Origin of the sequence: Edaphobacter sp. (genome assembly GCF_035763405.1) — a bacterium.
Classification (GTDB): Bacteria; Acidobacteriota; Terriglobia; order Terriglobales; family Acidobacteriaceae; genus Edaphobacter.
On sequence record NZ_DASUBE010000111.1, the window covers coordinates 1 to 23,099 of the forward strand.

15 protein-coding genes are annotated in these 23,099 nt (G+C 62.2%); 5 read left to right on the forward strand and 10 right to left on the reverse strand.

The features are described 5' to 3' along the window. Positions 1-719 (reverse strand): carboxypeptidase-like regulatory domain-containing protein (locus tag VFU66_RS11245; protein WP_326446347.1); only part of this gene is annotated, 719 nt, incomplete at its 3' end. Between the two features lie 449 nt (positions 720-1,168). Between VFU66_RS11245 and thiD the strand changes: the two genes are divergently transcribed. After that, on the forward strand, positions 1,169-1,969 hold the full coding sequence (gene thiD, locus VFU66_RS11250) for a bifunctional hydroxymethylpyrimidine kinase/phosphomethylpyrimidine kinase (RefSeq protein ID WP_326446348.1): 801 nt from the start codon (positions 1,169-1,171) through the stop codon (positions 1,967-1,969). Between the two features lie 30 nt (positions 1,970-1,999). Here thiD and VFU66_RS11255 read toward each other — a convergent pair whose 3' ends face one another. From VFU66_RS11255 to tssK, 6 genes are all read right to left on the reverse strand, one after another. Further along, positions 2,000-7,840 (reverse strand): choice-of-anchor D domain-containing protein, encoded by a 5,841-nt coding sequence (locus VFU66_RS11255; protein WP_326446349.1) that lies wholly within the window; start codon positions 7,838-7,840, stop codon positions 2,000-2,002. Positions 7,841-7,979: 139 nt separating this feature from the next. After that, positions 7,980-8,648, reverse strand: coding sequence for an HAD family hydrolase (locus VFU66_RS11260; RefSeq protein ID WP_326446350.1), 669 nt, complete (start codon positions 8,646-8,648; stop codon positions 7,980-7,982). A gap of 34 nt (positions 8,649-8,682) precedes the next feature. After that, the gene (locus VFU66_RS11265; RefSeq protein WP_326446351.1) at positions 8,683-9,531 is read right to left on the reverse strand and encodes a DoxX family protein; all 849 of its coding nucleotides are present in this window, start codon (positions 9,529-9,531) and stop codon (positions 8,683-8,685) included. Positions 9,532-9,627: 96 nt separating this feature from the next. Beyond that, positions 9,628-13,068, reverse strand: a complete 3,441-nt coding sequence (locus VFU66_RS11270; protein ID WP_326446352.1) for an ImcF-related family protein — start codon at positions 13,066-13,068, stop codon at positions 9,628-9,630. 12 nt (positions 13,069-13,080) lie between these two features. Then, entirely contained in the window at positions 13,081-13,773 is a 693-nt protein-coding gene (locus VFU66_RS11275; RefSeq protein ID WP_326446353.1) for a DotU family type IV/VI secretion system protein, read from the reverse strand. Further along, positions 13,773-15,125: a type VI secretion system baseplate subunit TssK gene (gene tssK, locus VFU66_RS11280; RefSeq protein ID WP_326446354.1), complete on the reverse strand. Its 1,353-nt coding sequence runs from the start codon at positions 15,123-15,125 to the stop codon at positions 13,773-13,775. Before tssK ends, VFU66_RS11275 begins: the two co-directional genes overlap by 1 nt. 251 nt (positions 15,126-15,376) lie before the next feature. Between tssK and VFU66_RS11285 the strand changes: the two genes are divergently transcribed. Further along, positions 15,377-16,936: a hypothetical protein gene (locus VFU66_RS11285; RefSeq protein WP_326446355.1), complete on the forward strand. Its 1,560-nt coding sequence runs from the start codon at positions 15,377-15,379 to the stop codon at positions 16,934-16,936. 17 nt (positions 16,937-16,953) lie between these two features. On the opposite strand, the gene VFU66_RS11290 is transcribed toward VFU66_RS11285, so the two are convergent. The 3 genes from VFU66_RS11290 to VFU66_RS11300 are packed head-to-tail and all read right to left on the reverse strand — an operon-like array spanning position 16,954 to position 18,614. Beyond that, positions 16,954-17,391, reverse strand: a complete 438-nt coding sequence (locus VFU66_RS11290; protein WP_326446356.1) for a universal stress protein — start codon at positions 17,389-17,391, stop codon at positions 16,954-16,956. Between the two features lie 27 nt (positions 17,392-17,418). Then, the gene (locus tag VFU66_RS11295; RefSeq protein WP_326446357.1) at positions 17,419-18,186 is read right to left on the reverse strand and encodes an SDR family oxidoreductase; all 768 of its coding nucleotides are present in this window, start codon (positions 18,184-18,186) and stop codon (positions 17,419-17,421) included. Positions 18,187-18,245: 59 nt separating this feature from the next. Next, positions 18,246-18,614 carry a hypothetical protein gene (locus VFU66_RS11300; protein WP_326446358.1) on the reverse strand — a complete coding sequence of 123 codons (369 nt, stop codon included), beginning with the start codon at positions 18,612-18,614 and terminating at the stop codon, positions 18,246-18,248. A gap of 128 nt (positions 18,615-18,742) precedes the next feature. On the opposite strand from VFU66_RS11300, the gene VFU66_RS11305 reads away from it, so the two are divergent. The 3 genes from VFU66_RS11305 to glyS all read left to right on the forward strand — a co-directional run bounded on the left by VFU66_RS11305 (position 18,743) and on the right by glyS (position 23,077). Continuing rightward, the gene (locus VFU66_RS11305; RefSeq protein WP_326446359.1) at positions 18,743-19,822 is read left to right on the forward strand and encodes a vWA domain-containing protein; all 1,080 of its coding nucleotides are present in this window, start codon (positions 18,743-18,745) and stop codon (positions 19,820-19,822) included. 104 nt (positions 19,823-19,926) lie between these two features. Beyond that, on the forward strand, positions 19,927-20,892 hold the full coding sequence (locus VFU66_RS11310; protein ID WP_326446360.1) for a glycine--tRNA ligase subunit alpha: 966 nt from the start codon (positions 19,927-19,929) through the stop codon (positions 20,890-20,892). A 91-nt stretch (positions 20,893-20,983) separates the two neighbouring features. Then, a complete protein-coding gene (gene glyS, locus VFU66_RS11315) occupies positions 20,984-23,077 on the forward strand; it encodes a glycine--tRNA ligase subunit beta (RefSeq protein ID WP_326446361.1) in 2,094 nt (697 codons plus the stop codon). The last annotated feature ends 22 nt before the right edge of the window (positions 23,078-23,099 follow it).

The window sequence follows — 23,099 nt, forward strand, 5'->3', positions numbered from 1 at the left end:
CCGTGAAATGCGTTGGTGCCCGCCTTGGTGGTGAGGATGGCCGTGGCCGGGCGGTTGTATTTTGCCGAGGAGTTCGAGGTTTCGACCTTCACTTCCTGAACGGAGTCCGGGTCGGGCATCTTGTTGGTGGCGCCGCCGAAGTCCTGGTTGGCCAGCACCGCGCCGTCCTGGACGTACTCAAAGGCTGAGGCGTTCATGCCGTTGACGCGCTGGTTATTGGCTACGCCGGGCGTAGTGAGCTGTACGAGGTTTGAGACGGAGCGCCCGTTTTCGGGAAGGTCTTCGATGCGCTGGCGGTCGAGCGTGTTGCCGATGGTCTGGTTGGCGGTGTTGACCAGCGGTGTGACATCGCCGGCGACCGTGACCTGCTCGTTGACGCCGCCCACGGTCAGGGTGACATCGACCACGGCGGATTGCGCAACGCGGAGGGTGAGCTTACCTTCCCATGGGGAGAAACCTTTGGCGTTGACCTTGACCTGATAGTCGCCGATGGAAAGAGCAGGGCTGGAATAGATACCTGCGCTGTTGGTGACGAGGTTGGTGGTCGTGTTGGTGGCCGTGGCGACGATGGCCACAACTGCACCGGGTACGACTGCGCCGCTAGAGTCCCGGACCGTGCCCTGGATGCGGCCGGAGCCGGACTGCGCGACCAGAAGCGGGTTTGAGAAGAGAAGACCTGTGATTGATAGAAAGAGAACTAAAACGTAGATTCGTTTCATGTTGCCTCCGTGAGGTGTGCCTTTGTTCGAGTTCCGGTCTATGTGCTTCTGCCGGGTATTGCCGATACGCTCTATTTAGAGCCGATGTGATTTAGAGCCGATGTGATGAACTAAACAAAATGCAGCCTTTTCGGGGTGCAAGTAATCTGCAAGATGTTGTGCCATTGTTGTTCCACCCTGAAACACTGGGTAAACGCACCAACAGGTGCTCAAAAAGAATTATTACATACTTATCTTTTACATCGATTCATAGGTATTAGCAGCTTTAGCCCGCAAAAGTCAAGATGCATAAGGAAAATAAATTCCGCGCCGGAGGCTGCGCGGAACGCGGAAAAGCAAGGCTGTCTGTAAGGGGTAGGCTGGGCGTAGGTTCCGCCGGTCATAATGAAGGACAGTGAAGATGTTCTGAATATGAAAGGCAGTGAAGACGTTCTGAATCAATGGCAGCGATGAAGACTATTCTGACGATTGCGGGCTTTGACCCCTCATCCGGGGCCGGAATCACGGCGGATCTGATGGTATTTCGTGCGCACGGGCTGTTTGGAGTTTCGTGCATCACGGGGCTTACCGTGCAATCCACGCTGGGAGTGAGGGCTACGCATCCGGTCGCGGCCGAAACGGTGCGCGCGACGCTCGATTGCCTGTGGGACGATGTTCCGGTAGATGGAATCAAGATTGGGATGCTGGCGACGGCGGAGAATGTGTCGGCGGTCGCCGGATTTCTGACTCAGGTCCGCCAGGAGAGAGCTGGGATTCCGGTGGTGCTTGATCCGGTGCTGCGATCCAGCTCGGGTAAAGACCTGCTGGAGCCGAACGGGGTTGGTCTACTCCGTGAGCGGCTGCTTCGGCTGGTCGATTGGGTGACACCGAACCTGGATGAGCTTGTGCTTTTGTCCGGTCGAAGCGTGCGCGAGCGCGACGATGTGCCCGAGGCCGCGCGTCTGTTGCAGCACGATGCGAGCGGGTTGAACGTCCTGGCAACCGGAGGGCACCTGCCGACGCCGGACGATTTTGTGCTGACGGCTGATGGCAGGATGCGCTGGCTGGCGGGTGCGCGGGTGGAGACGCGCTCGACGCACGGAACGGGGTGCGCTCTTTCGAGCGCGCTACTCTGCGGACTGGTGCGCGGTGATGCGGATGCTCCTCAGGCTGCGAAGGACTATGTGGCCGGGGCGTTGCGGGCTGCGGTGCCGATAGGTAAAGGCCGCGGGCCGGTGAATCATCTTTGGGAGATGCGCAGTTCGCGGTGAGCCCGATGCTGATTGATACGGATGCTTTGCTTAGCGGCCGGTGATGGTGATGTTCAGTGTGACAGACTGAGAGATCTGGATGCCGTTGGTAGAGCTGGCCGTGACGCGATACTGATACGTTCCCGGCGGAGTGTAGCGGAGGCTGGGGTCGCCTCCGCTGCCGCAGCCGAGCAGAAGAATGGTGGTGGCGCTGAAGAGCACTATCCACACAAAGGCGGTGCGGCGCAGGGTGGAGCGTGTTTTGCGCGACTTCCAGAAGAAGAGCAGCGCAGCGGGAAACAGGCAGAAGAAGGCGCGGCTGGTGGGGTCGATGTGCGCGCTCTGGCTGGGTGCGTTCATGTTGACTTTGGTGATGGTATTGATGGTGGCAGTGGCATTCTGCGCGGCCCCTGCGATGTTGACGCTTGACGGCGAGAGCGAGCAGGTGGCGTAGACGCCGGGTGCGATGGGCGCGCAGTTGAGCACGACTGTTCCGCTGAAGCCGTTCACCGGAGTTATGGTAAGCCCGTAGCTAGCCGGGACGCCGTAGGGTTCGCTTGCGCTGGAGGAGTCCGCGCCGTTGACCGCAAGGGTGAAGCTGCCGTTGGGAACGCCGGTGCCGGTGAGCGGAATGGTTGCGGGCGATGAGCTGTCCGAACTGGTGACGGTGAGCGAGCCGTTGCGCGCGCCGGTGGCCGTAGGGGTGAACGTGATAGTGACGGTGCAGCTTTGGTCGGGAGCAAGCAGAGTGAGTTGGCAGGGAACGGTGACCGCGTAATCGCCCGTGACGGCGAGCGCAAGATTGGAGACGTTGGCCGTGCCGTTGTTGGTGAGCCTCAGCGTCAGGTTGGCTGAAGAGCCGGTGGCGATGCTGCCGAAGCTGAGTGCGCCGGGTGCTATCTGTAGTTCAGACTGGATGCCTGTGCCGGTGAGCACGGCGTTGAGTGGAAGCGCGGTGGCCGTGGTGGCGACGCTAACGTTGCCATTGCGCGGGCCGGTCTGTTTGGGTGTGAAGGAAACTTCGAGCGTGCAACTGGTGGCAGGCGCAAGCGCATGGCCGATGGCGGGGCAGGAGCCTGCTGAGGTGTAGTCGCCGAGAGTATTGATGCCGTTGAAGGTGGCGGCGGTTGAGCCGATGTTGGTGATCTGGATGGGCAGTGTGGACGTACTGCCGACGAGGATGGAGCCGAAATCGAGCGAGGCGGGAGAGAAGCTGAGCGTCGCCGGAGTCGAGGCGCCGAGCAGGCTGACGAAGTCGAGCGCATTGGCCGCGTCGGATGTGATCTCAAGCGCGCTGATCTTGGTGCCTGCGGATTGCGGCGTGAATGCGACGGAGATGAGGCAACTGCCACCTGGGACGATGACCGTGCAACCGCTCTGGACGGTGAAGTCCGGCGTCGTTTGAAGGTTGGTGATGTGCAGCGCGGTGGTGCCGATGTTTGCGAGCGTGATGGTCTGTGCGGCGGAGGCGCTGCCGGTCTGTGTCGTGTCGAAGGTCAGCGAACTTTGCGAGACGGTGTAGGCGGCGAGTGGAGCGGTGTTCGAGGGCGCGGCTACATAGATGGGCGCGGCGCTGCCGGCGAGATCGATGAAGTCGGGACTGGAGGCCGCGTCGCTTTCGATGACGAGCGAGCCGGTATCGTTGGTTGCCGGTGACGCAGGCGAGCCGGTGGTCTGCTGGTTGAGCGGCGAGTAGGTGAGCGTGATGGTGCAGTTCTGGTTGATTGCAAGCGTTGTGCCGCAGGTAGTGGAGGCCAGAAACGGCCACTCGCTGGTGATGCGCCGGATGGTGAGTGGAGCGGAGGAGGCGTTGATCAGCGTCAGGACTTGTGTTGCGGTCTGGCCGCTGGCGACCTGGCCGAAGTTGAGCGTGCTGCCAGTCGCGCCGTTGGGGATAAGGTTGCCGGCGATGTAGAGCGAGCCGAAGCCGTCGCCGTAGCCTTCAACGTAGCCGAGGCCGTTGAGGGTGCTGGAGCCGTCTGTGGGCGTGGCCTGTGCGAAGAGCGTGCCGGTGATGTCGCCGTTGGTCAGCGGCAGGAAGGTCACGCTGAAGTTGCACGAGGCATTCGGCGCGAGTCCCGCGCACGGTGGGCCGTCGAGCACGAACTGACGGGGAAGCGCGACGTTAAGCGTCAGCGATTTCGCGGTGAGGTTGTTGATGGTGAACTGGCGCGTCAGGCCGAGCGAGCCGGTTACGGTTGGGCCGTAGTTGGCCTGGTTGGGGATGATCTGGAGGCCGGCATCTTCGGTGGTGTAGGTGGCGGTGAGTGGAACGGTGTAAGTCGTTGTTCCGGCGGCTGTGCTGGTGGCGGGGATTTCGAGCGTGTCCGTCTGGTACGTGGTGGTTGGTGTGAACGTGACGGTGATGGCGCATGATGCAGCGGGGGCCAGTGCCGCGCAGTTGCTGGCCGCCGCAAAGGCGGAGTTGACGTTTGTGGGAACGCCGATCTGGAGCGTCGACGCGCCGGTGTTGGTGAGAGTGATGGTCTGTGTTATGGAAGCTGTGCTGGGGACATTCGTGAAGTTCAGTGCCGTGGGCTTGAGCGAGAGGCCGGTCGAGGGCGAGCCGAAGCCGGAGAGTGGTGCGGTCAGCGTGCTGGCTGAAGTTGGTACGGTGAGCAGGCCGGTACGCGGCCCGGTGGTTGTGGGTGTGAAGTTGACCAGCAGAATGCACGAAGTATTTGGCGCGAGCGTGCCTGCGCAGCTTGCGCCGCCGGTCGTTGCGTTGTTCAGTGCGAAGTCGCTGCTGGTGGATGCAGGCGAGAGCGTGACGCTTGTTGCTGTCAGGTTGGTGAGAGTGAAGAGCACCGTGGGGCTGGTGCTGGCTACGGGAACTGGGCCGAAGTCCCTGCTGATAGGCGTCAGGATGAGGCCGGTGAGTGGAAGTCCTGCGCCGGTGAGGGTGAGCGGTTCCGGGCTGCCTGCGCCGCCTGACGCAAGAGTGAGCGATGCCGTCTGCGCACCTGCTGTTGAAGGCTTGAATTGCACCCCGAGCCAGCAGTTGACGCACGTTCCGGTCGCGGTCGAGGTGAATGCGGAGGAGGGCGGCTGGCCGTGGCCGTACCCGACGTCTTCGACGAGAATCACTTTAAAGTCGCTGCCGGAGGTCGTCGCGGTGAGCGAGCTGAATGGCTGCGTGATCTTGTGCCACTGGACGGCAGGCTGACCGACGATGACATCGCCGAAGTCGAGCGTTCCATTTGGTGCATCGAGGATGGGTGTGCCTGTCCCCGAGAGCGTCACGTAGGCCGGGCTGGTTCCTGAGCCCGCGGTGACGGCGAGCAGTCCCTGGCGCGTGCCTGGCTGCGAGGGCGCGAAGGTGAGAACGACGTTGCAGGTGGAGTTGGCGGCGAGTGTCGTGCCGCAGTTGGTCGTGTCGGTGAAGTCGCCGGAAAGCGTGAGCGCGAGTGCAAATGCGGACGAGCCGGTGTTGCCGATGGTGACAGTTTGGGTCGTGCCAGAGGTGCCGGTGACGACGACGCCATTCGGAAAGTTGACGACCGCGGGCGACACGGTGAGATATGGATTCGGATTCGCGCCGCTGGCAGTGGACTGTGCCAGCGTTTCGCCGGTGACGAGCGCTGTCAGGCCCTGGTCGAGTGTTAGGGTAACGGAGTCTGCCGAAGGCGCGACGGGCGAGTTATAGGCAAGCGCGAGCTGACAGACGGTGTGAGGCTCCAGCAGCGTGGGACAGTTGTCGGTGACCGTGAAGGGCGAGGATGCTGTGAGGCTAACGGATGAGTGCGAGATTGCTGTGGCGGAGTTGTTCGAGAGATAGAGATAGCGCGGCAGGCGCGGGCCGCTGGGGAACTGCGCGCCGAAGTCGATCTCAGGGACCGAGAGGCTGAGCGCCGCAGGCTCTGCATAACCGGTCAACAATACACTGCCTGAGCCGATGGGCCAGTTGGTCTGGACGAAGCCTTCGACGGTCGATGCCTGTGTCGCAAAGGCGACGGTGATGTGGCATGTGCCGCCGGGCTCAAGCGTGCTGGTTGTGGGACTGGCAAGCGTGCAGTCGGTGGACTGTTGGGTGAAGAGGCCAGCGGTGGCAGGCGACGAAGCGAAGGTCTGAGGCTGCGAACCCAGATTCGTGACCGTGATGATGCGGGTGAGCGCCGGGCCGCTGGGTGTCTGGATGCCGAAGTCGAGCTCTTTCGGCGAGAAGACGATGGTCTTTGCCGGGTTCGTTGTTGCTGGAAGCATCGCGGTCTTCGTGGCTGCATTGCCAGCTTGCACGGTAATCGTGCCGGGACCTGAGCCGTTGAGGACGATGCTGCACATTGCTCCGGGAGCAAGCACGAAGCCGCAATCATTGACTTCAGTAAATCCGGTGGCTGTGATCTGCATTCCGGTTGCTTCGACAGAGCCGAGATTGCGCAACGTGAGGTTGGGCGAGTCGTCGGTCGAAAGCGCCAGGCTTGGTGTTGCGGTAAGACCGAGCTTCGCAAGATACGCGGCATAGCCCGCGCAGGCGCTGCCGTTGCAGGGGCCGGATGTAAGCGCGGTGTCGCGCAGGCTGGAGGGCAGCACGGCCGTTGGGTTATTGACGAGCGGGAGGTCCCAGGTCTCGGTTGCCAGCAGGCTGGAGCTTGCCGTGGCCGCAACGCCTCCAGCAAAGATGGGCTGGCCCATTGCGTCGACAGCCAGCGATCTCAGGTTGACGGGCGTACTGGCGTAGTTTGGATTGCTTACCGGCAGGCCGCCGAAGCGGATCATCTGGTCGATTGCATTCTGTCCGTTGACGCGAACGGCGTAGCTCGAGCCCATCGCCGAGAGCGGCGCGAGCGGAAGCAGCGGGCCAGCGAGCGGCCCAGTGATCCATGCCGCTCCCGAGGGCGCAGATGTGACGACGGATTGTGTTCCCGCGGCAACGAGCGTCGAGGCAAGTACGCTGCTGCCGTCGAGCGGCATCCGCACCACCGCCTGATAGGTCGTATTAACCAGTGGCATATCGACATTGGCAATAGGGAACTGCCCGAGAGCGATTGAGCCTGAGAGCAGCAGATTGCCCGTGGTGGGATCGAGCGCAATCGATGTAACGCCCGTGCCGGGAATAAAAGTCGAAAATGCAATGCCGCTGCCCGTCGAGTTGAGTTTGGTCAGGAAGCCTGAGGTTGCGCCGAGGATGCGCGGCACCAGCGCAGCGAGGGTTGGGTAGCCGGACGAGGTGGTGTAGCCCGCAATGTAGGCGTTGTCCGAAGAGTCTGCCGCGATGGCTGCGGGTGCGGTGTTACCGTTTTGGCCACCCAGGTAGGTAGCGTATTCGAGCGTCGAGCCGTCGGCGCTGAATTTTTCCACGAAGCCATTCTGAAAGCTGCCCGCGGCAGGAGCCTGAATGATTCCGCCGGGCGTGACCGGCAGCGTGTTGGTGAACAGGCTGCCGGTGATGAAGACTGCGTCGGTGGTTGCGGCGATGCTGGTGGAGTCCATGCGTCCGCTGCCGCAGAACGTGACGAAGATTGGATTCAAGTTCTGATCGAACTTGCCGATGAAGGAGTTAGTCGATGTGTCGGCGACGCTGGGAAAGGCGACACCGCCTGTAGCAGCGAGCGAGCCGGAGGTTGTTGTGCCAGTGACGTAGACGTTGCCTGCCGGGTCGAGCGCCATGGCTACGCCGATGTCGCCCTTTGCGCCGATGTGCGCCTGGGCAAGCACCGTGGTGGCGGTGGGGTCGGTTTCGAGCAGCCGCACGCCGTCCTTCTGGTCGAGCAGCAGATATAGATTGCCGCTCGCGTTGGTCCGGACAGCGTTGAACTGGCCCTGATGCGCAACTGTGCGCAGGCCGGCGAAGATGAGCTGCTGCGGTCCGATCGTTTGAGCTGACAGCGATGGAAGCAGGCCGAATCCGGCAAGTAGCCCGGCAAGAAGGGTGCAGAGTGCGCGTCGATTCATCATGGTCATCTGGCTGCGGTTACAACGCTGCTTGCAGCCTGTCCTCAATATCCATGGTGGTGCCGGATGGGTGGTGCCTTATCTCTAAGAATGCACGAAAACGGTACAGTCCAGTGTGCAGATATGGGAATGGGTAACGTTACTTGTTCAGGGTCGTGCGCGAGGCCGCTGCCTTGTCGCCAATGTGGAGCAAGTCGTCGAGCCCGCGCTCGTGCATCGTGCGTTCGAAGCCGGGGTGGTCTTCATATTGGAGAGCTTGCATTCCGGCGGCTTCGGCTGCCGCGACGTTTTCGGGGCGGTCGTCGATGAAGAGGATGTTGCCCGCTGGCGTAGCAAGCCCTTCCGCTGCCGCGCGATAGATTGCCGGCTCCGGCTTGGCCAGCTTCAGCGCATACGACCAGGTGCGATGGTCGAAGCTGTTCAGCCATGCGTGTTTTCGGAGCAGGCCGTCGGTCATCGCGTCGCCGATATTCGACAAGATGCCTGTGCGCACGCCTGCGCGTTGCAGCCGCTGCGCCCAGTCGAGCATAGGGCGGTTGATCTGGCCCCACAGGTCGGTGTCGGCATCGAGCAGATCGGCTACCTGTTCGGGCGTCAGGACGATGTCCGCTCCCGCCGCAGCCTTGCGCCAGAAGGCATCGCCTGTCAGCGTGCCGCGATCGTAGTCATGCCGATGCGCCCAGTACTCGCGCTGTAGAGGCTCTTCTTCGAGCCTTGTGATGGTGCGAATGCGCGCCCACGCGGCTGGATCGGGAGGACCAGAGAGTACCATCCCATAGTCGAACAGAACTGCCTGAACTGGAACCATGTTGAGGCCATTGTACGGGAGCGCGCGGACTGGCTCAGATGCTGGCTACCCGCCCGCCTGCCTCGGCGTTGCGTTGACGGCGAGTGAGGTCTCCACTCTTGGGCGCGATGTTGGTGGTAATCAGCAAGGAGGCTGCGCCGATAACCCACGTGATCAGGAACGCCGTTACAGGAAAGCGATGGCCTGGAGGTGAGCCGGCCATTTTGGGAGCGGAGGCAATCCATGTGTCTGGGCCCCAGACGAGGAATGCAAAGAGGGCCAGCATGACTGTCTCGATATACGCTGCCGCACGCGGCAAGACAAGGAAGAGGATTCCGAGGCCGCAAGCTATCTGTCCCGCGCCGGTCAGGTAAGCAAAGCCGGTGCGAAACGGCAGCCACGATGGGACGAGCGAGGCGGTGATGTGGACGTACATGATGTGGGACAGTCCAACCGGAAGAACACACAGTCCGAAGAGAATTTGCGCAAAGCGAATGCCGCTCGCTCCGGTGATATGCCGGAAGACGGGCGCGTTTTCGAGGTTGGAGTAGAGCGCGAAGATGACCCACCCGCCAGCGAGCAGCATTCCGGTTTCACCGAATCCCAGCCAGACTCCTTCGATCTTTGGGGCGACGATGAGCGCGGGAATCTTCAGACACTGCCAGAGGATGAGATATACGAAGAAAGCACGTGCGGCGAGCGCAATCGTCGCGCGGAAGAGCAACGCGATGCTGGCGGCGATCATGAAGAGTCCGCAGATGACGGCGAGCGCCTCGCGTCCGGGGTGAAACGCGGGGACAGGCTGCCACGAGTAGGCGAAATCTTTGCAGAGAACGGAGAGCGTGCCGATGGCGATCATGCCGATGGCGAAAAGAGATACCGCCGGTTGCTGTTCGCGAAGCATTCAGACTCCTATCTTCTGCGCAATTCAGGATGGCCTTTGCTACGTTGGATTTCCTGCTCTTTTCTCGGATTCATAATTTTTCGAGAAGTAAAACGATTATTTGGCGACCTGGGAGACGCAGCGCAGGTTCGCCAGATTGCCGGGGATGAGCGCGTCGGCTCCGGGGCCAGAGAGATCGAACTCGACCACGAGCGGGGTGCCCTCCACGACGATTGGGGTGCCGGAGACCTCGAGCGGGAAATTGAGAGTCGCTCCGCTGGGAGTGCGCTGGACGCGGGCTTTGTCGAAGAGCTGGAAGACGGCCCAGGTGCCCTGCATCTGGAGCAGCGGCAGGTTGTTGGCCCCGGCGTAGCTGGCGTTGAGTTGGGCCTGATGCGCTGTCTGGGAGTTCCAGGTGAATTGCTTGCTCGCGCTGGAGACGTTGAGCTGCTGGCCGTCGATGGTGAGGTTCGCGCCCTGAATGCCTTTGGTGGGGATGTCGCGGAGGGTGAAGTTGAGCGTCGGCGCGGTGGCTCCGGCGGGGAAGAAGGCGTTGGAGAGCGAGACGGCATGGTTGAAGAAGCGCGTGAACGCGGGCGTGACTTGCATGGGTGGGTTGGGCGCGGGAACGTACTCGGCTCCGGCGGGGATGAGCAGGGTTTTGAGGTTGGCGTTGTAGAACTGCCAGAGGCTTCCGGTACCGGGTTGGAGGAGCGCGGCGACCTCGGCGGGTGATGCCTGCACTGACGAGGCTGGATTGAAGGGGAACTTTGAGAATGTCTGGTTAAATGCTGCACAGAAAGACTTTCCACCCGCATTGGCTTGTGCCGGGCCGAGGCCGCGGACGAGGGCTTCGGTGGAAGTGATGGGGTCTTCCATGAGGGCTAGGACGCGGGCGTCAGTGTGGCCGGTGGGGTCGATGCGGAAGGCTTGGGCTGTCTGGCGGGCGGCCATGTGGGCGGCGGTGGCGGCCGTGATGATAGGTGTGGCGGCGGCTGGGTCGTTGGCTCCGGCGGGGTTCTGCGCGACCTGGGCGACGCTGCCCTGAAGGCCGAGAAGCCCGGTGACATAGGACTGATTGCCGGGAGCGATGAAGCGATCGACGCTGGCAGGCGGGACGAGCGACTGGGCGGGCTGGAAGGTGTTGGCGATTTGGGGATCGGCGACGGCCGTGTTTTGCGAGACGGTAAAGATGAGGGCAAGCAGCGGGGAGTTATTGCCGGCAAGCGTGGTGAGTTTGGCGGATGCGTCCTGGAGGTTGCGATAGCGGACTACGTTTGCTGCTTCGAGAAAGGCGTGCCACTGCGAGAGGAAGTCCGAGGTGTAGCGTGTGGTGAGCTGTTGGGTCAAGGTAGCGCGGTCGAGCGAGGGTGGCGCCTGGTCGCCGAGGACCCAGGCTTCGCCGGTGAAGTAGCGGTCGGGGTGCCGGATGGCGTCTTGCATGAAAGCGAAGCCGGGCTTGGTGAAGGCTCCGGGAACGATGTGGGAGTCGATGACGGTCTCGGCGGAGTGGGGGTAGGTGCGGTTGAAGTCGATGGCCGGGTTTGTCTTGCCTGCAGCGGTTAACATGCTCTGGTAGATACGCTCGAAGCCGCCGAAGTTGGAGAGGTAGGCGCGCGCGTGCGTGACGGTGGGCATGACGGGCGCGATGCTGTACGGTGCAGCGATGTGGAGTTCGTTGGCGTAGAAGTCGAACTGGCGGCGGGCGAGTTGTTTCTGCTGGTCGCTGCTTGGTGTGAGCGAGCCTTGCCAGTACTGCATGAGTACTGGAGGGAGGAATTCGACCGTGCTCTTTTCGGGATTGCTGGTGGTGATGAGGTAGGCACGGAGCGGGGCATAAGCGGCGTCGTAGTCGGCGGTTGGCGCGGGCGTTGCGGGCAGGGCGCTCAGGTAGGCGACGAGGTTCGACTGTGTGTTGGTGAGAAGTTGGCGGCGGAAGCGGTCGAAGTAGGTGGCGCGGGCGCCAGCGAGAAGCTGGTCGCCGTGATAGATGCCCCAGCGGTACATCAGGGGCGCGCCGTTGGTCTGGTAGTCCTCAAGCTGGACAATGGTGGCACGGAGCTGGTCAAGCGAGGCGAGGCTTCGTTCGGATGCGAGTTGGCCTTGCGGGACGCTGGTGTAGGGCAGGGCATTGGCGGCGTCGGTGATCTGCTTTTCGAGCGCGGAGTTGTTGCCGTAGGAGACGCTGAGCAGGATGAGGTAGATGAAGATGAGCGCCGCTGCGGTGCCGTAGAGGATGCGGCGGAAGAGATTGGCGCGACCGGTCTTGCCGGTGTTGGCAAGGGCGCTTCTGTCGCCGAGGATAACCTGCGGGAAGATGCGCGGGAGGAAGCTCCACTGCGCGACTTTCTGCGAGACGACCTGCGGAATCGCCTGCGGTGCGGCTGCCTGCTGCTGTTTGAGCGAGAAGATCTGCGTTGCGCCTGCGTTGCCTTGTGCGGCCTGCGGCGCGGCGGCGGGGGCAGAGACGATCTGATCGACCATGGCTGCGCGGACGCCGGTGAAGTAGAAGCCGCGCAGGTAGGGGTTGGTGTTGAGGTGGCTGGGGCGGCTGAGCTCGACGAGGTAGGCAGTGATGTTGTTGCGGAGCTTGCGGAGTTCGCGGGGGAACTCGTAGATGCCGGGGAGCTTGGTCTGGTCGGATTCGCGGGGGAGCAGGTCGAGGCGAAACTCTGCGAGCGAGAAGGTGAGCTTGTCTGCGGCGGTGCCAATGTCTTTTGTTGCCTGATCGGCGTAGAGGCCGGAGCTGACGGCGGCGCGCGGGAGTGAGATGCCGAAGACCTGCGTGGCTTCTTCGGTGGAGAGATTGCGGACGAACTCGTTGAAGTTGGGAACGCGGTCGAGCTTGGTGAGGATGACGTAGACGGGGACTTCGATGCCGAGCTGCTGCGAGAGGTCGCGGAGCTGTAGGTTGGTGGCGCGGGCGGAGGCAAGAACGGTCTCGGAAGCGGTCGTGCCGAGAAAGGTTTCGGCGCTGACACAGACGACGGCCGCGCGAATGGGCGCGGCTTTGCCAAAGAGCGAGCGGTAGGCGCGCGGGCGCGTGCGGCGGATGATGCGTGCCCAGAGGCGCGGGTCGTTACGCACGGACGCGCCTGCTTCGACGAGCGCGCATTGCTGCGAGTAGAAGAAGTTGGCGACGGTGGTGGGGACGATCTGTTGATCGCGATAAATTTGTCCGGCGAGCAGTTCGGGGTCGAGCGAGGACTTCAGGATGGTGGTGGTCTTGCCGGAGTTGTCGTCGCCGAGGACGTAGAGGAGCGGGAGCGAGTCGAAGGACTTGGGGCCGGTGCGCTGCGCGGAGGCGAGTTTGGCCGAGGCGTCGCGCAGTAGCGTGTCGAGGTCGCCGGTGTTGGTGGGGCCTGCGGGCGTGGCGGAGGCGGTGCGGCGGTTGCGAAAGTGCATCCAGAGAATGAGAACGGCACCGACGATGCCGATCAGCACGAAGACGACGCGCGAGAGGAGCAGGCCGACGCCGTTCAGTTGCAGCATCGCGCCGACGAACCAGGCGAGGAAGATGCCGATCAGCAGAACAAGGGAGGAGAGGACGTAGGCCACGGCAAGGCGCTCCTAACGGGTGTTGACGGTGGTGTTTTGGATTTGCGATACGCCGGAGCCAAGCGAGATTTCAAATCCAGCAAAGGCGATGACGGTGATGAGGGCGAGGCCTGCGGCGGTGAGCATCAGAGCGCGACCCACGGTATCGGTGCGCGGAACTTGCCGGACCTCCGGCGGCGGAGTGCTGGCGAGAAACTGCGCGTTGCCTCGGACGCGGGCGATCTTTTCGCGTGCCTGACGAAGCAGTTGGTGCAGTTCGCCGGTGTCGCCGAAGGCGAAACGTCCGCGATAACCGAGTTCGAGGCAGAGGCAGTGGAGTTCGAGTGCGTCGGCGGCCTCGGTGTTGTTGTCACGCGCGAGCAGGTCGCGGAAGTTGCGGAAGAACATCTCGCCTGCTGTGTGGCCGCCGAAGAGTTCTTCCTGCAAGGGGCGGCGCGACCAGTCGCTGAAGACAGGGTTTTGCAGGTTGAGGACACTCTCGTCGAGGAAGGCGACGGTGGCGTAGACGGCTGTCTGGACGATCTCGTTGGAGTAGCCGAGGGAGCGCGACTCCTGCATGGCGGCTTGCAGCGAGCGGCGAATCTGCGCGCGGAAGCTTTCGGCGTCCGTGACCTGCTGGCGCTGGAAGCGGATACGCAGGATGGCGGTGAGGACTTCCTGAAAGGCGTAGCTAAGGCTGTTGGTGCGGTCTATCGGATGAGACATTAGCTGGCCTCCACGACGACGTTGAGATCGAACTCGGGGTTGGCGATGTCGCCGGGGATGTAGACGCCGACGCGGCGGGTTTGCAGGATGTGCTCCCAGCATGGACCGGTGACTTCGATGACGAAGTATTGCATGTCGGCTTCGGCACGGATGGCCGAGGGCGGCACGGGAAGATGCGTGAGCGTGAGACCGGGCAGCGCGCGCTTGACGAGTTCCGGAACGAACTTGGCGGAGCAGACTTTGACGAGCCGAGGAACGCTGCGGATGAGTTCGGCTTCGCTGAGCGAGGAGCGGATGCCGAGGACCCAGCGTGAGCGGCGGAGGCAGCGGTCGTCGGTGACATCGGCTTCGGAGATATACGCCTGTGGCGCAGCGAAGTTGAGTGTGACGACGTTCGAGGGCACGACGATTTCGAGATGGCGGCGAATGTGCTGATCGAGTGCGCGGAAGACCGGGCCTGGGTCGCGGTGGTCGTAGCTTGGGAGTGAGGCAGGATCGGAGTCTACGGCAAACGTGCAGAGCGCGCCTGCCAGACGCGAGAGTGCTTCGTAGAGTTCTTCGGGGTGCGCGTGTTTGGTGGCGTAGAGATGGCGCAGCGCCGGCGAGGCATTGTGGAGCGCGTGGAGAAACCAGTAGTTGGCGACGTCGAGCGCCGAGGTGCCTGCCTCGAATTTGCCGGAGCGGCGCGCACCTCGTGCAATGGTCGTGCTTTTTTCGTGGATGGTTTCGAGCAGGCGCTTGGCCATGAGCATCAACGTCTCGCTGGCGTTGATGCGCAGGCAGGCAGGGATGAAGTCGGCGTCGTAGACGAAGGAGCCGTGGCCGTCGCGCAGGACGCGGGCGATAGGGATGGAGATAGTGTCGCGTGTTAGTTCAATTTCGGTGAGAAGCTGGAGGTTTTTCTGGCCGAGATCGACATCGCGTTCGTCCATGCCGTTGGTCTCGTCGCGCAGCGGGCGCTGCATGACCTGATAGCGTGTGTTGCCGAAGCTGCCGGGAAGCGTGCAGTCGAGGCCGTTGTCTTTGCGGCTGGGCACGGCGAGGTAGAGCATAAGCGCGGCGTCGGTGGAGGGGAAGACATCGACGATGTTGCGCGTGGGCGGCGCCGGGTCGGAGGCGGGGCACTCGAAGGCGAGGCTGTCGGGGAAGACGCCGGAGGCGTGGAGCAGAACGACGCTGCCATTGCGGATGGCCTCGGGATCGAACTCGGCGTGGAGCAGGCCCCAGGGCTCGTGCCAGAGACTGGAGACGAGAAAGCCGACGGAGTCCTCGAAGTAGCGGCTTTGGGTTTGAAAGTGATGCGGGCCGAGGTACATGCCCTCAGACCAGACCACGCGCGACAGAAATTTCATAGATTCCGGACCCCAACGGCTGAGTGCAATTCTATGCGAGGCACGGGCGAATCGCCGTCCGGCTTTGTTGCTGAATCGAACGGAGATAACCAGCGCAAAACCGGCCCGGGAGTGGCCGCAAAGCGTTATCGAATGGTATGTTCCGTCTACTTTACTGTCAAGCAAATGCGGTGTAGGCTGGGCTTCACGCGGTGGCGGGGCAGCCGCGCGTTTCAAGATGAAGAATTGGATGGCGAGATTTTTAGAGACTGATGGACGACTCCAGATTTCCATTCGATGAGAAAAACCCGGATGCCGGAGCCGGTCAGGGGGCATCGGATGCCGGTAGCGCGACGGGCATGTTTGCAGCTGCGCCATCGAGGCCCCCTGCTACGGACGATGACCTGTTGGCTGAGCTGCTGAAGCCGAAGACGGCTGCGGCTCCCTCGGTGGCTCCGGCTGCGCCAGCTGCGGCTCCCTTATCCGCAGACGCCGCGCAGAAGCCGGGCGATGTGACCCGGATGCTTGAAGAGTTGAAGGCGCTGACCGGAGCGGTGGCTGCGCCGTCGCAGTCTCCCGCGCCAAAGCCCACGACTCCGCCGGTGGCTGCGGAGTTGAAGCCCGGCGAGTTTACCCAGATCTTCAGGCAGATTCCCACCCCGAAGCGGGTTGTGCCGCAGGTTCCAGTGCCGGAGCCGCCTGCTGCTCAGTCTCCAGTTCAGCCTCCGGCCAAGCCAAGTGCTGGCTCGGCGGGCGAGTTTACGCAGTTCATGCAAACGCTCGCAGGAGGTGCTCAAGAGCCGGCTATGGCGCAGCCACCTCGTGCACAGGCTACGCCACCGGTCTTCAGTCCTGTGAATCCCCCGAACCCTGTTGCTGCTTCGCCGGCACCTGCTGCGGGACCCGGCACGCCGGGCAGCTTTACGCAGATGTTTCAGACATTGTCTCCGAGCGGTGCGCCACAGGCAGTTCCTGTTGCACCGGTTGCTCCACCTTCCGGGCAGTCTTCAGGACCCGGTAGTTTTACACAGATCTTCCAGACGCTTTCGCCGAACGCTCCTTCAGTGCCGGAGCCGCCGCAGGCTTCGCCGTTTCCCGCCCCACCTTCATTTCCGTCTTTCAGCGAGCCGCTGAAGCCGCCACCGGTCGCGCCTTCGATCCAGCCGCCGAGTCCACCCTCGAATCAGGGCGGGTTTACGCAACTCTTCAATTCACTCTCAGGAGATGGACCGCAGCAGCCGATGCCGATTGCGTCTTCGCCGCCGCTTGCTGCACCATCGTCGTTCGGCACGCCTGCGCCGTTGCCGGGCGCGCCTGTTGCGCAGCCTATGCAGGGAGGAGGCGAGTTTACACGGCTGATGCGTTCGCTCTCCGATCCGCCGCCTGCTCCGGTGAATGGGCCTCCAATGGCGCCTCCCACTGCGCAGCCAATGCCTCAGCCCATGCCGCAAGCGATACCGCAGTCCGGGCCGGGAGAGTACACGCGGATCATCTCGGGCTCAGCCATGCGCGAGGCTGGCGGTGGAGCGCCGCTCCCGCCGATGGCTCCTGCCGCCGCGCCGCCACAGCAGGCTGGGGGCGGATTTGCGATGCCGCCTCTGCCGATGAAGCCTCCGCATCTTGCTCCACCGGCGATGCATGCTCCGGCTGCGCATCCGCCAGCAGCAGCGGGCTTCGGGATGCCGCAGCCGTTCGCTCCGCCTGCGCCTCCGGCGGCTCCGACTGTTCCGCAGGGCAAGTGGCAGAAGTATCTGCCGCTGATTCTTGTGGTCAACGGCGTGTTGCTGTTGATTGTGGTGATTGTGCTGGTGTTCGCGTTGCGGCACCACTAGCGGCCGATCCCCTCTCTTTATAAGACACCCAGGATGCTGCAACGAGTGCGCTCGGCGACCTCGTAGACGGTGCTGGTTGAGAAGCGTGCGAAGGTAGACAGGTGGTGGCGGCGTCCGATGACGAGCAGGTCGGCTTGCCAGTTCTGGATGCAGTCGGTGAGGGACTGGACCTCGTTGCCCTCGATGATGTCGCCATCGAGGGTGAGACCCTGCGCTTCAGCCTGGGTTTTGGCTTTGTGGTGCAGGTTGCGATAGAAAAGTTGGCGCTCGTCGGTGAGGGCGCGCTTGGAGCCGGGGAAGGCGGCCTCGGCGTAGCCAAGATAAGCGGGCAGCGGCTCGCGGACGGTGACAAGGTGAAGCTGGGCCTTGAGTTGGACTGCAAGATCGATGGCGCAGGTGAGGGCGCGGGCCGCCTCCGGAGACTCGTCGTAAGCTACAAGGATTTTCTTGAACATGCTGTGCTCCTCCGCGAATAAGAGGCCTCAGTGGGGATGGTTCATCGCATCGTTGAACTGGTTGAAGAAGGCGCTGTATTTTTCTGGCCCAGCAGCTTCGGCAAAGCGAAGAGGTTTAACGCGCTCGACGAGGACCTCGGTGGCGTTGGGTTGGGCCTGAAGAATGTGAATGACTTCGGCGATGAAGTCCTTGAGCGGCATGGCGCGGGGATCGACCGCCTGAGCTGCGCCCATCAGTTCGGTCTGCACGTAGGGTGGGGCGATCTCGATGACACCGATGTTGGTCGAGCGGAGCTGGTAGCGGAGTGACTGGCTCCAGGAGTGGATGGCGGCTTTGGTGGCCGAGTAGGTCGGTGTAACGGCCATCGGAATGAAGCCGAGGCCCGAGCTGACGGTGAGGATGGTGGCGTTCGGCTGCTTTTGAAGCTGCGGCAGCAGAGCGGCGGTCAGACGGATGGGGCCGAGCAGATTGGTGAGGATGGTGGCTTCGGCGTCCGAGAGCTTCGGATCGAGGAGGTTTTCCGGGCGCATAATGCCAGCATTGTGGATGACCGTGTTGAGCGCGGGGTGGTCAGACGCAAGCTTCAGGGAGACTCGCTGAATGTCTGCGGGGTCCTCAATATTGAGTTGGACAGACGACATGCCGGGATTGGCCACAGTGGTCTCGTCGAGCGCCTGCTGACGGCGGCCGGCGATGATGACTTTGTTTCCGAGGGCGTGGAAGGCTTCAGCGAGCGCACGGCCGATGCCGGAGCCTCCACCGGTGATGAGGATGGTGTTGCCTGTGGTGTTCATGGTGGATGTGATGCCGGTCAAACGGAGAAAGATGCGGCAGTCAGCACGCGGGCTCCGCGTCATTTTGAGCGTTTGAGCGTAAGGTCGTGGGCGGGGAAGTCGGGGTTGTCGGACTTGCTGGTCAGCTTGATCTCGTCGCCGGTGACGGTCCCTTCGTGCGTGATGGTGGTGCCGTTGACAGAGACCTTGAAGGAGAGCTTGTCTCCATTGATGGTGCCGTCGGAGATTGCAATGGGGTCTCCTTGCGGACCGGAGACGGTGCCGCTGAGTTTGGCGTCGTCCTGTTTGAAGGTGAAGGTAAGGGTGAAGCTGTTGCCGTCGGGGGTCTTCATCTCGGACGACCAGGTGCCGGTGACGTTGGCGGCGAGTGCAGGAACGGCGCTGAGCGTAAACAGGACAGCGGCGCACAGATAGAGAAGCCTCTTCATGGGGCACGACCTTGTTTGAAGATTTGACTGCGCGATGATGATACTTGAATCAAAGCCGGGTGGGCGGGAGAATCGCAGGGTAGGGCGATGCGGAAGGGGCGAGGCAAAGCGTGAAGCGTGTTACGACGATGGCGGTTCTCGGGGTCTGCGTTCTGGGCCTTGCCGGAGCAGTTGGGAGTGCGAGTGCCCAGACTGCGACCGCGCCGGGCGAGCCTGCACAGGGCCTTTCGGTCAATATCAGTCCGGGAGAGGATAGCCACACCTTGCATGTCTATGCAAACCTGATTCAGATTCCGGTGCTGGTGCTGGGGCCGCGGCTCGAGCCTGTTGCGCCAATCGCTGCCGACAGGTTCCGGGTGAGCATCGATGGAGGGCCGCGATACAAAGTGAGGCATGTCCGCCTGGAGGGTGATGATCCGATCTCGCTCGCCATCTTTCTAGACCTGCGCGGGCCGGTGGATGACCTGATGCAGAACATCGACCTTGCGATGGCCGAACTGGCCCCGCTTTCGCTGCATCCGAAGGACCATGTTTCGATCTATGGGCTAGGCTGCGACCTGGAGCGTTCCGCGGACGATGTCACCGTGACAAAGGCAGCGTTGCAAGGTGGAGTCGATGCGCTGCTGAAGAAGCGAATGCAGTGGAAACAGGAGCGTCCGAAGATCGAGTGCAAGGATGAATGGCATCTGTGGGATACGCTGGGGTTCGTCGTGCAGGAGATGTCGCAGGTTCCGGGCCGGCGGGTCATCCTTGTCGTGACTAATGGAGAAGATCGAGGCAGCCATGTGCAATCGAAGCTGCTCACGCAATTTGCTCAGAGCAAAGGCGTGGCTGTCTTTGGCATTGAGAGCCAGACGTACCTTCACCTTGCAGGTGGCTTCCAGTATGAGGACCCCCTTGATGCGCTGTGTCAGTTGAGCGGCGGGCTGGTGGTGAGAGCGACCACAGACACCCTGGCAGAAAAGTTGGTGCGGTTTGTGACGATGGTCCGCGGACGCTACATTGTGCAGTTTCCAAGGCCATATAACTCGACGGCGGGGAGCCACAATCTTGCCGTGACGATTGAGAAGAGCGATGACTTCATTCGCTCGGCAGGTATCTCGGTTCCGATTCCGGACCCTGCGTTGATGACTGATCCGACGACGGTGCCTTCGGACCCGTCGTTGACGCCGCAGCAAGGAAAGCGGCGCATTCTCCCCAAAAACTAGCAGTGTGGGCTGCGTGCAGACTTCCTATTAAGTGAATCCAGCGCACTGATCGGGTTGAGACAGATTAGAATCAGAGACATCACCGCGACATTGAAGAGAGATGCATGACTGAGATAGCTGGAAAGAAGGCGCTGACCTTTCAGGAGCTTTTGTTTACCTTGCAGCGGTTCTGGGCCGACCGTGGGTGCGTGCTACAGCAGCCCTATGACGTGGAGGTTGGCGCGGGCACGATGTCTCCCGACACGTTTCTGCGCGTGCTGGGGCCGAAGCCAGTGCGCATTGCCTATGCGCAGCCCTCGCGCAGGCCAGCCGACGGGCGCTATGGCGAGAACCCGAACCGGCTCTTCCGGCATACGCAGTTGCAGGTCATTCTGAAGCCGCCGCCGATCAATATTCAGGAGATGTATCTGGAGTCTCTGAAGGCGATTGGGATTGATCTGCGCGAGCACGACATCAAGTTTGAAGAAGACAACTGGGAGTGGCCGGTGGGCGGCGCGTGGGGAGTCGGCTGGCAGGTGATGCTCGACGGGCTGGAGATTACGCAGTTCACCTACTTTCAGCAGTGCGGCGGCATGGATCTCGATCCGATCTCGGGCGAGATTACATATGGCATGGAGCGCATTGCTGCGTTCCTGCAGGATGTGGACTCGATCTACGACATTGTGTGGGCGGTCGAACCGGACACGGGTCGCAAGGTGACGTACGGTGAGATGCGGCTGGCTGAGGAGGAGCAGTTTTCGGCATACAGCTTCGACTACGCCGATGTGCCGAAGCTGTGGGAGCACCTTAAGCTGTACGAGGCAGAGTGCAAGGCACTGCTTGAAAAGGCCGGCGGTTTGGAGAAGATGGACGCACTTGCGCTGAAGCGGTTTCCGGTGCTGGGGGCGTATGAGCTGGCGCTGAAGTGCTCGCACGTGTTCAATCTGCTGGATGCTCGCGGGGCGATCTCGGTGACGGAGCGCGTGGGAGTAATGGCGCGGATTCGCACGCTGGTGGTAGGCGTGGCGAAGATGTATGCGGAGCAGGGTGCGTTGCTTGCGGCAGGTAAGACGGAGCCTGTGGCAGTGTGAAGGGTTTGCTCTCCCACCCTTTGCGGTGAAACTGCGAAGGATGGAGCACCCGGGGTTTGTGTTTGGTTGAACGAGGGACGAGTTAGAGACGATGGCTGAGTTCTTATTTGAGATTGGGTTGGAGGAGGTTCCGGCGCGGATGATTGTCGGAGCCGAGGCGGAACTGTGCGATCGCGTTGTGAAGATGCTCGGGCGCGAGCGGTTGGTGTCGGATGGCGTGAAGAGCAGGAGCTTTGCTACGCCACGACGGCTGGCTGTGTGGGTAGAGGGTGTCGCTGAACGGCAAGAGGATGTGGCCGAGGAGTTGGTGGGGCCTTCGGTGAAGGTGGCGTATAAGGACGGCACTCCGACACCTGCGGCCATGGCGTTTGCGAAGAAGGCCGGTGTCGAGGTTGGCGCGCTGAAGACCGTGACGACGCCGAAGGGTGAGTATCTGGCCGCGACTGCGGTGAAGACTGGGCGCGCGGCTGCTGAAGTGATTGCTGCGGAACTGCCGAAGGAACTTGCTGGAATTTATTGGGCGAAGAACATGCGCTGGATTCCGGGCAAGCCTGACAAGTTTGTGAGGCCGGTGCGATGGATGATCGCGCTGTTAGGGTCGGCGGTGGTGCCGGTGAGCTTTGGCGGATACGAAGCAGGCGTGGTCACGTATGGACACCGCGTGCTGTTCGGCGAGCAGGAGATTCCGCTGAAGGCTGCTGGAGAGTATGAGGCCGCGCTCCTGAAGGGATTTGTGGTTGCTGATGTCGAAGTCCGGCGGCAGAAGATTCGCAAGGCGCTCGATGCAGTCACGCGCACGGTACCGGGTGCGCGGTGGCGCGAGGATGAGGAACTGGTCGAGACCGTGACGCAGTTGACCGAGTGGCCTTCGGTGCTGCTGGGTGGGTTTGAGAAAGAGTATCTCGCACTGCCGGAAGAAGTGCTGGTGACGGTGATGCGCGACCACCAGAAATATTTCGCTGTGGAGGATGGGAGCGGAAAGCTCGCTCCGCATTTCCTTACGGTGCTGAACACGGAGGCCGATGCTGCGGGTCAGGACGTGATTCGGCATGGCAACGAGCGTGTGCTGCGTGCGCGTTTCAACGATGCGCAGTTCTTCTGGGAGTTTGATCAGCGCACGCCGCTGAAAGAGCGCGTGAAGTTGTTGGAGCATGTGACGTTTCAGAAAGACCTCGGTAGCTACGCGAAGAAGACGGAGCGGGTCCGCCATCTGATTCATGGCTGGAGCGGAATGATGCCTCCCGGCACATTTGACGCCAATGCGGCGCGCGATGCGGCGAGTCTGGCGAAGACGGACCTGACCACCGAGATGGTGAAGGAGTTCACGGAGCTTCAGGGCGTGGTAGGCGGCCTGTATGCGCGAGCGCAGGGACAGTCGGCACTCGTGGCGGACGCGATCTATGACCAGTACAAGCCGGTTTCGATGGAGGACTCAGTGCCCTGGACGGTGGAGGGCGCGGTACTTTCGGCAGCGGACAAGGCCGACACGATTGCAGGGATGTTTGGGCTGGGGCTGGAGCCGACGGGGTCAAAGGACCCGTTTGCACTGCGACGGGCGGCGAACGGGATTGTGAAGATCATGGCCGAGAGCGCGGTGGCGCTGCCGTTGACTCTGCGCGAGGTTGCCGTGACCGCGACCAATGGCGACGCAAAGCTGGCGGAGAAGGTGCGTGAGTTTCTGGTGGAGCGGCTGGAGTTTTATCTGCGCGAGGCGCGTGGGCAGGCTTACGACGTGGTGAAGGCTGTGCTGGTGGCTGGTTCCGACGATGTACGCGATGCCGTGGCTCGTGCCGAAGCTGTCACCGCTGTGCGTGGCTCAGACGATTTTGCGGCGGTGTCGGCTGCATTCAAGCGAATGAAGAACATTCTGGCGCAGGCGAAGGAGAAGGGAATTGCTCCCGGCGCAGGCGTGGATGCTGCGCTATTGACTGAGCCTACAGAAAAGGCTTTGGCGGAGCGGTCTGCTGAACTCGCGGTAAAGGTGAAAGCACTGGGCGTGGAGAAGAATTACAAGGCTGCGCTGGAAGCGATTGCCACGCTGCGGCCTCAGGTCGACGCATTTTTTGATGCCGTGATGGTGATGGCTCCCGATGCGGCGGTGCGTGCCAATCGGCTTGCGTTGCTGGAGCGCGTGCTTGGAGATTTTTCGGGGATTGCGGATTTCTCGGAGATCGTGCCTGGTTGAGGGGGTTCACTCTACCCTTCGC

Bases quoted from the DNA above. Each gene is read 5' to 3' on its own strand.
- VFU66_RS11255 (WP_326446349.1), bottom strand. From the start codon at position 7,840: ATGAATCGACGCGCACTCTGCACCCTTCTTGCCGGGCTACTTGCCGGA.
- VFU66_RS11295 (WP_326446357.1), bottom strand. From the start codon at position 18,186: ATGAACACCACAGGCAACACCATCCTCATCACCGGTGGAGGCTCCGGC.
- VFU66_RS11305 (WP_326446359.1), top strand. From the start codon at position 18,743: ATGGCGGTTCTCGGGGTCTGCGTTCTGGGCCTTGCCGGAGCAGTTGGG.
- thiD (WP_326446348.1), top strand. From the start codon at position 1,169: ATGAAGACTATTCTGACGATTGCGGGCTTTGACCCCTCATCCGGGGCC.
- VFU66_RS11275 (WP_326446353.1), bottom strand. From the start codon at position 13,773: ATGTCTCATCCGATAGACCGCACCAACAGCCTTAGCTACGCCTTTCAG.
- VFU66_RS11265 (WP_326446351.1), bottom strand. From the start codon at position 9,531: ATGCTTCGCGAACAGCAACCGGCGGTATCTCTTTTCGCCATCGGCATG.
- VFU66_RS11310 (WP_326446360.1), top strand. From the start codon at position 19,927: ATGACTGAGATAGCTGGAAAGAAGGCGCTGACCTTTCAGGAGCTTTTG.
- glyS (WP_326446361.1), top strand. From the start codon at position 20,984: ATGGCTGAGTTCTTATTTGAGATTGGGTTGGAGGAGGTTCCGGCGCGG.
- tssK (WP_326446354.1), bottom strand. From the start codon at position 15,125: ATGAAATTTCTGTCGCGCGTGGTCTGGTCTGAGGGCATGTACCTCGGC.
- VFU66_RS11290 (WP_326446356.1), bottom strand. From the start codon at position 17,391: ATGTTCAAGAAAATCCTTGTAGCTTACGACGAGTCTCCGGAGGCGGCC.
- VFU66_RS11260 (WP_326446350.1), bottom strand. From the start codon at position 8,648: ATGGTTCCAGTTCAGGCAGTTCTGTTCGACTATGGGATGGTACTCTCT.
- VFU66_RS11285 (WP_326446355.1), top strand. From the start codon at position 15,377: ATGGACGACTCCAGATTTCCATTCGATGAGAAAAACCCGGATGCCGGA.
- VFU66_RS11300 (WP_326446358.1), bottom strand. From the start codon at position 18,614: ATGAAGAGGCTTCTCTATCTGTGCGCCGCTGTCCTGTTTACGCTCAGC.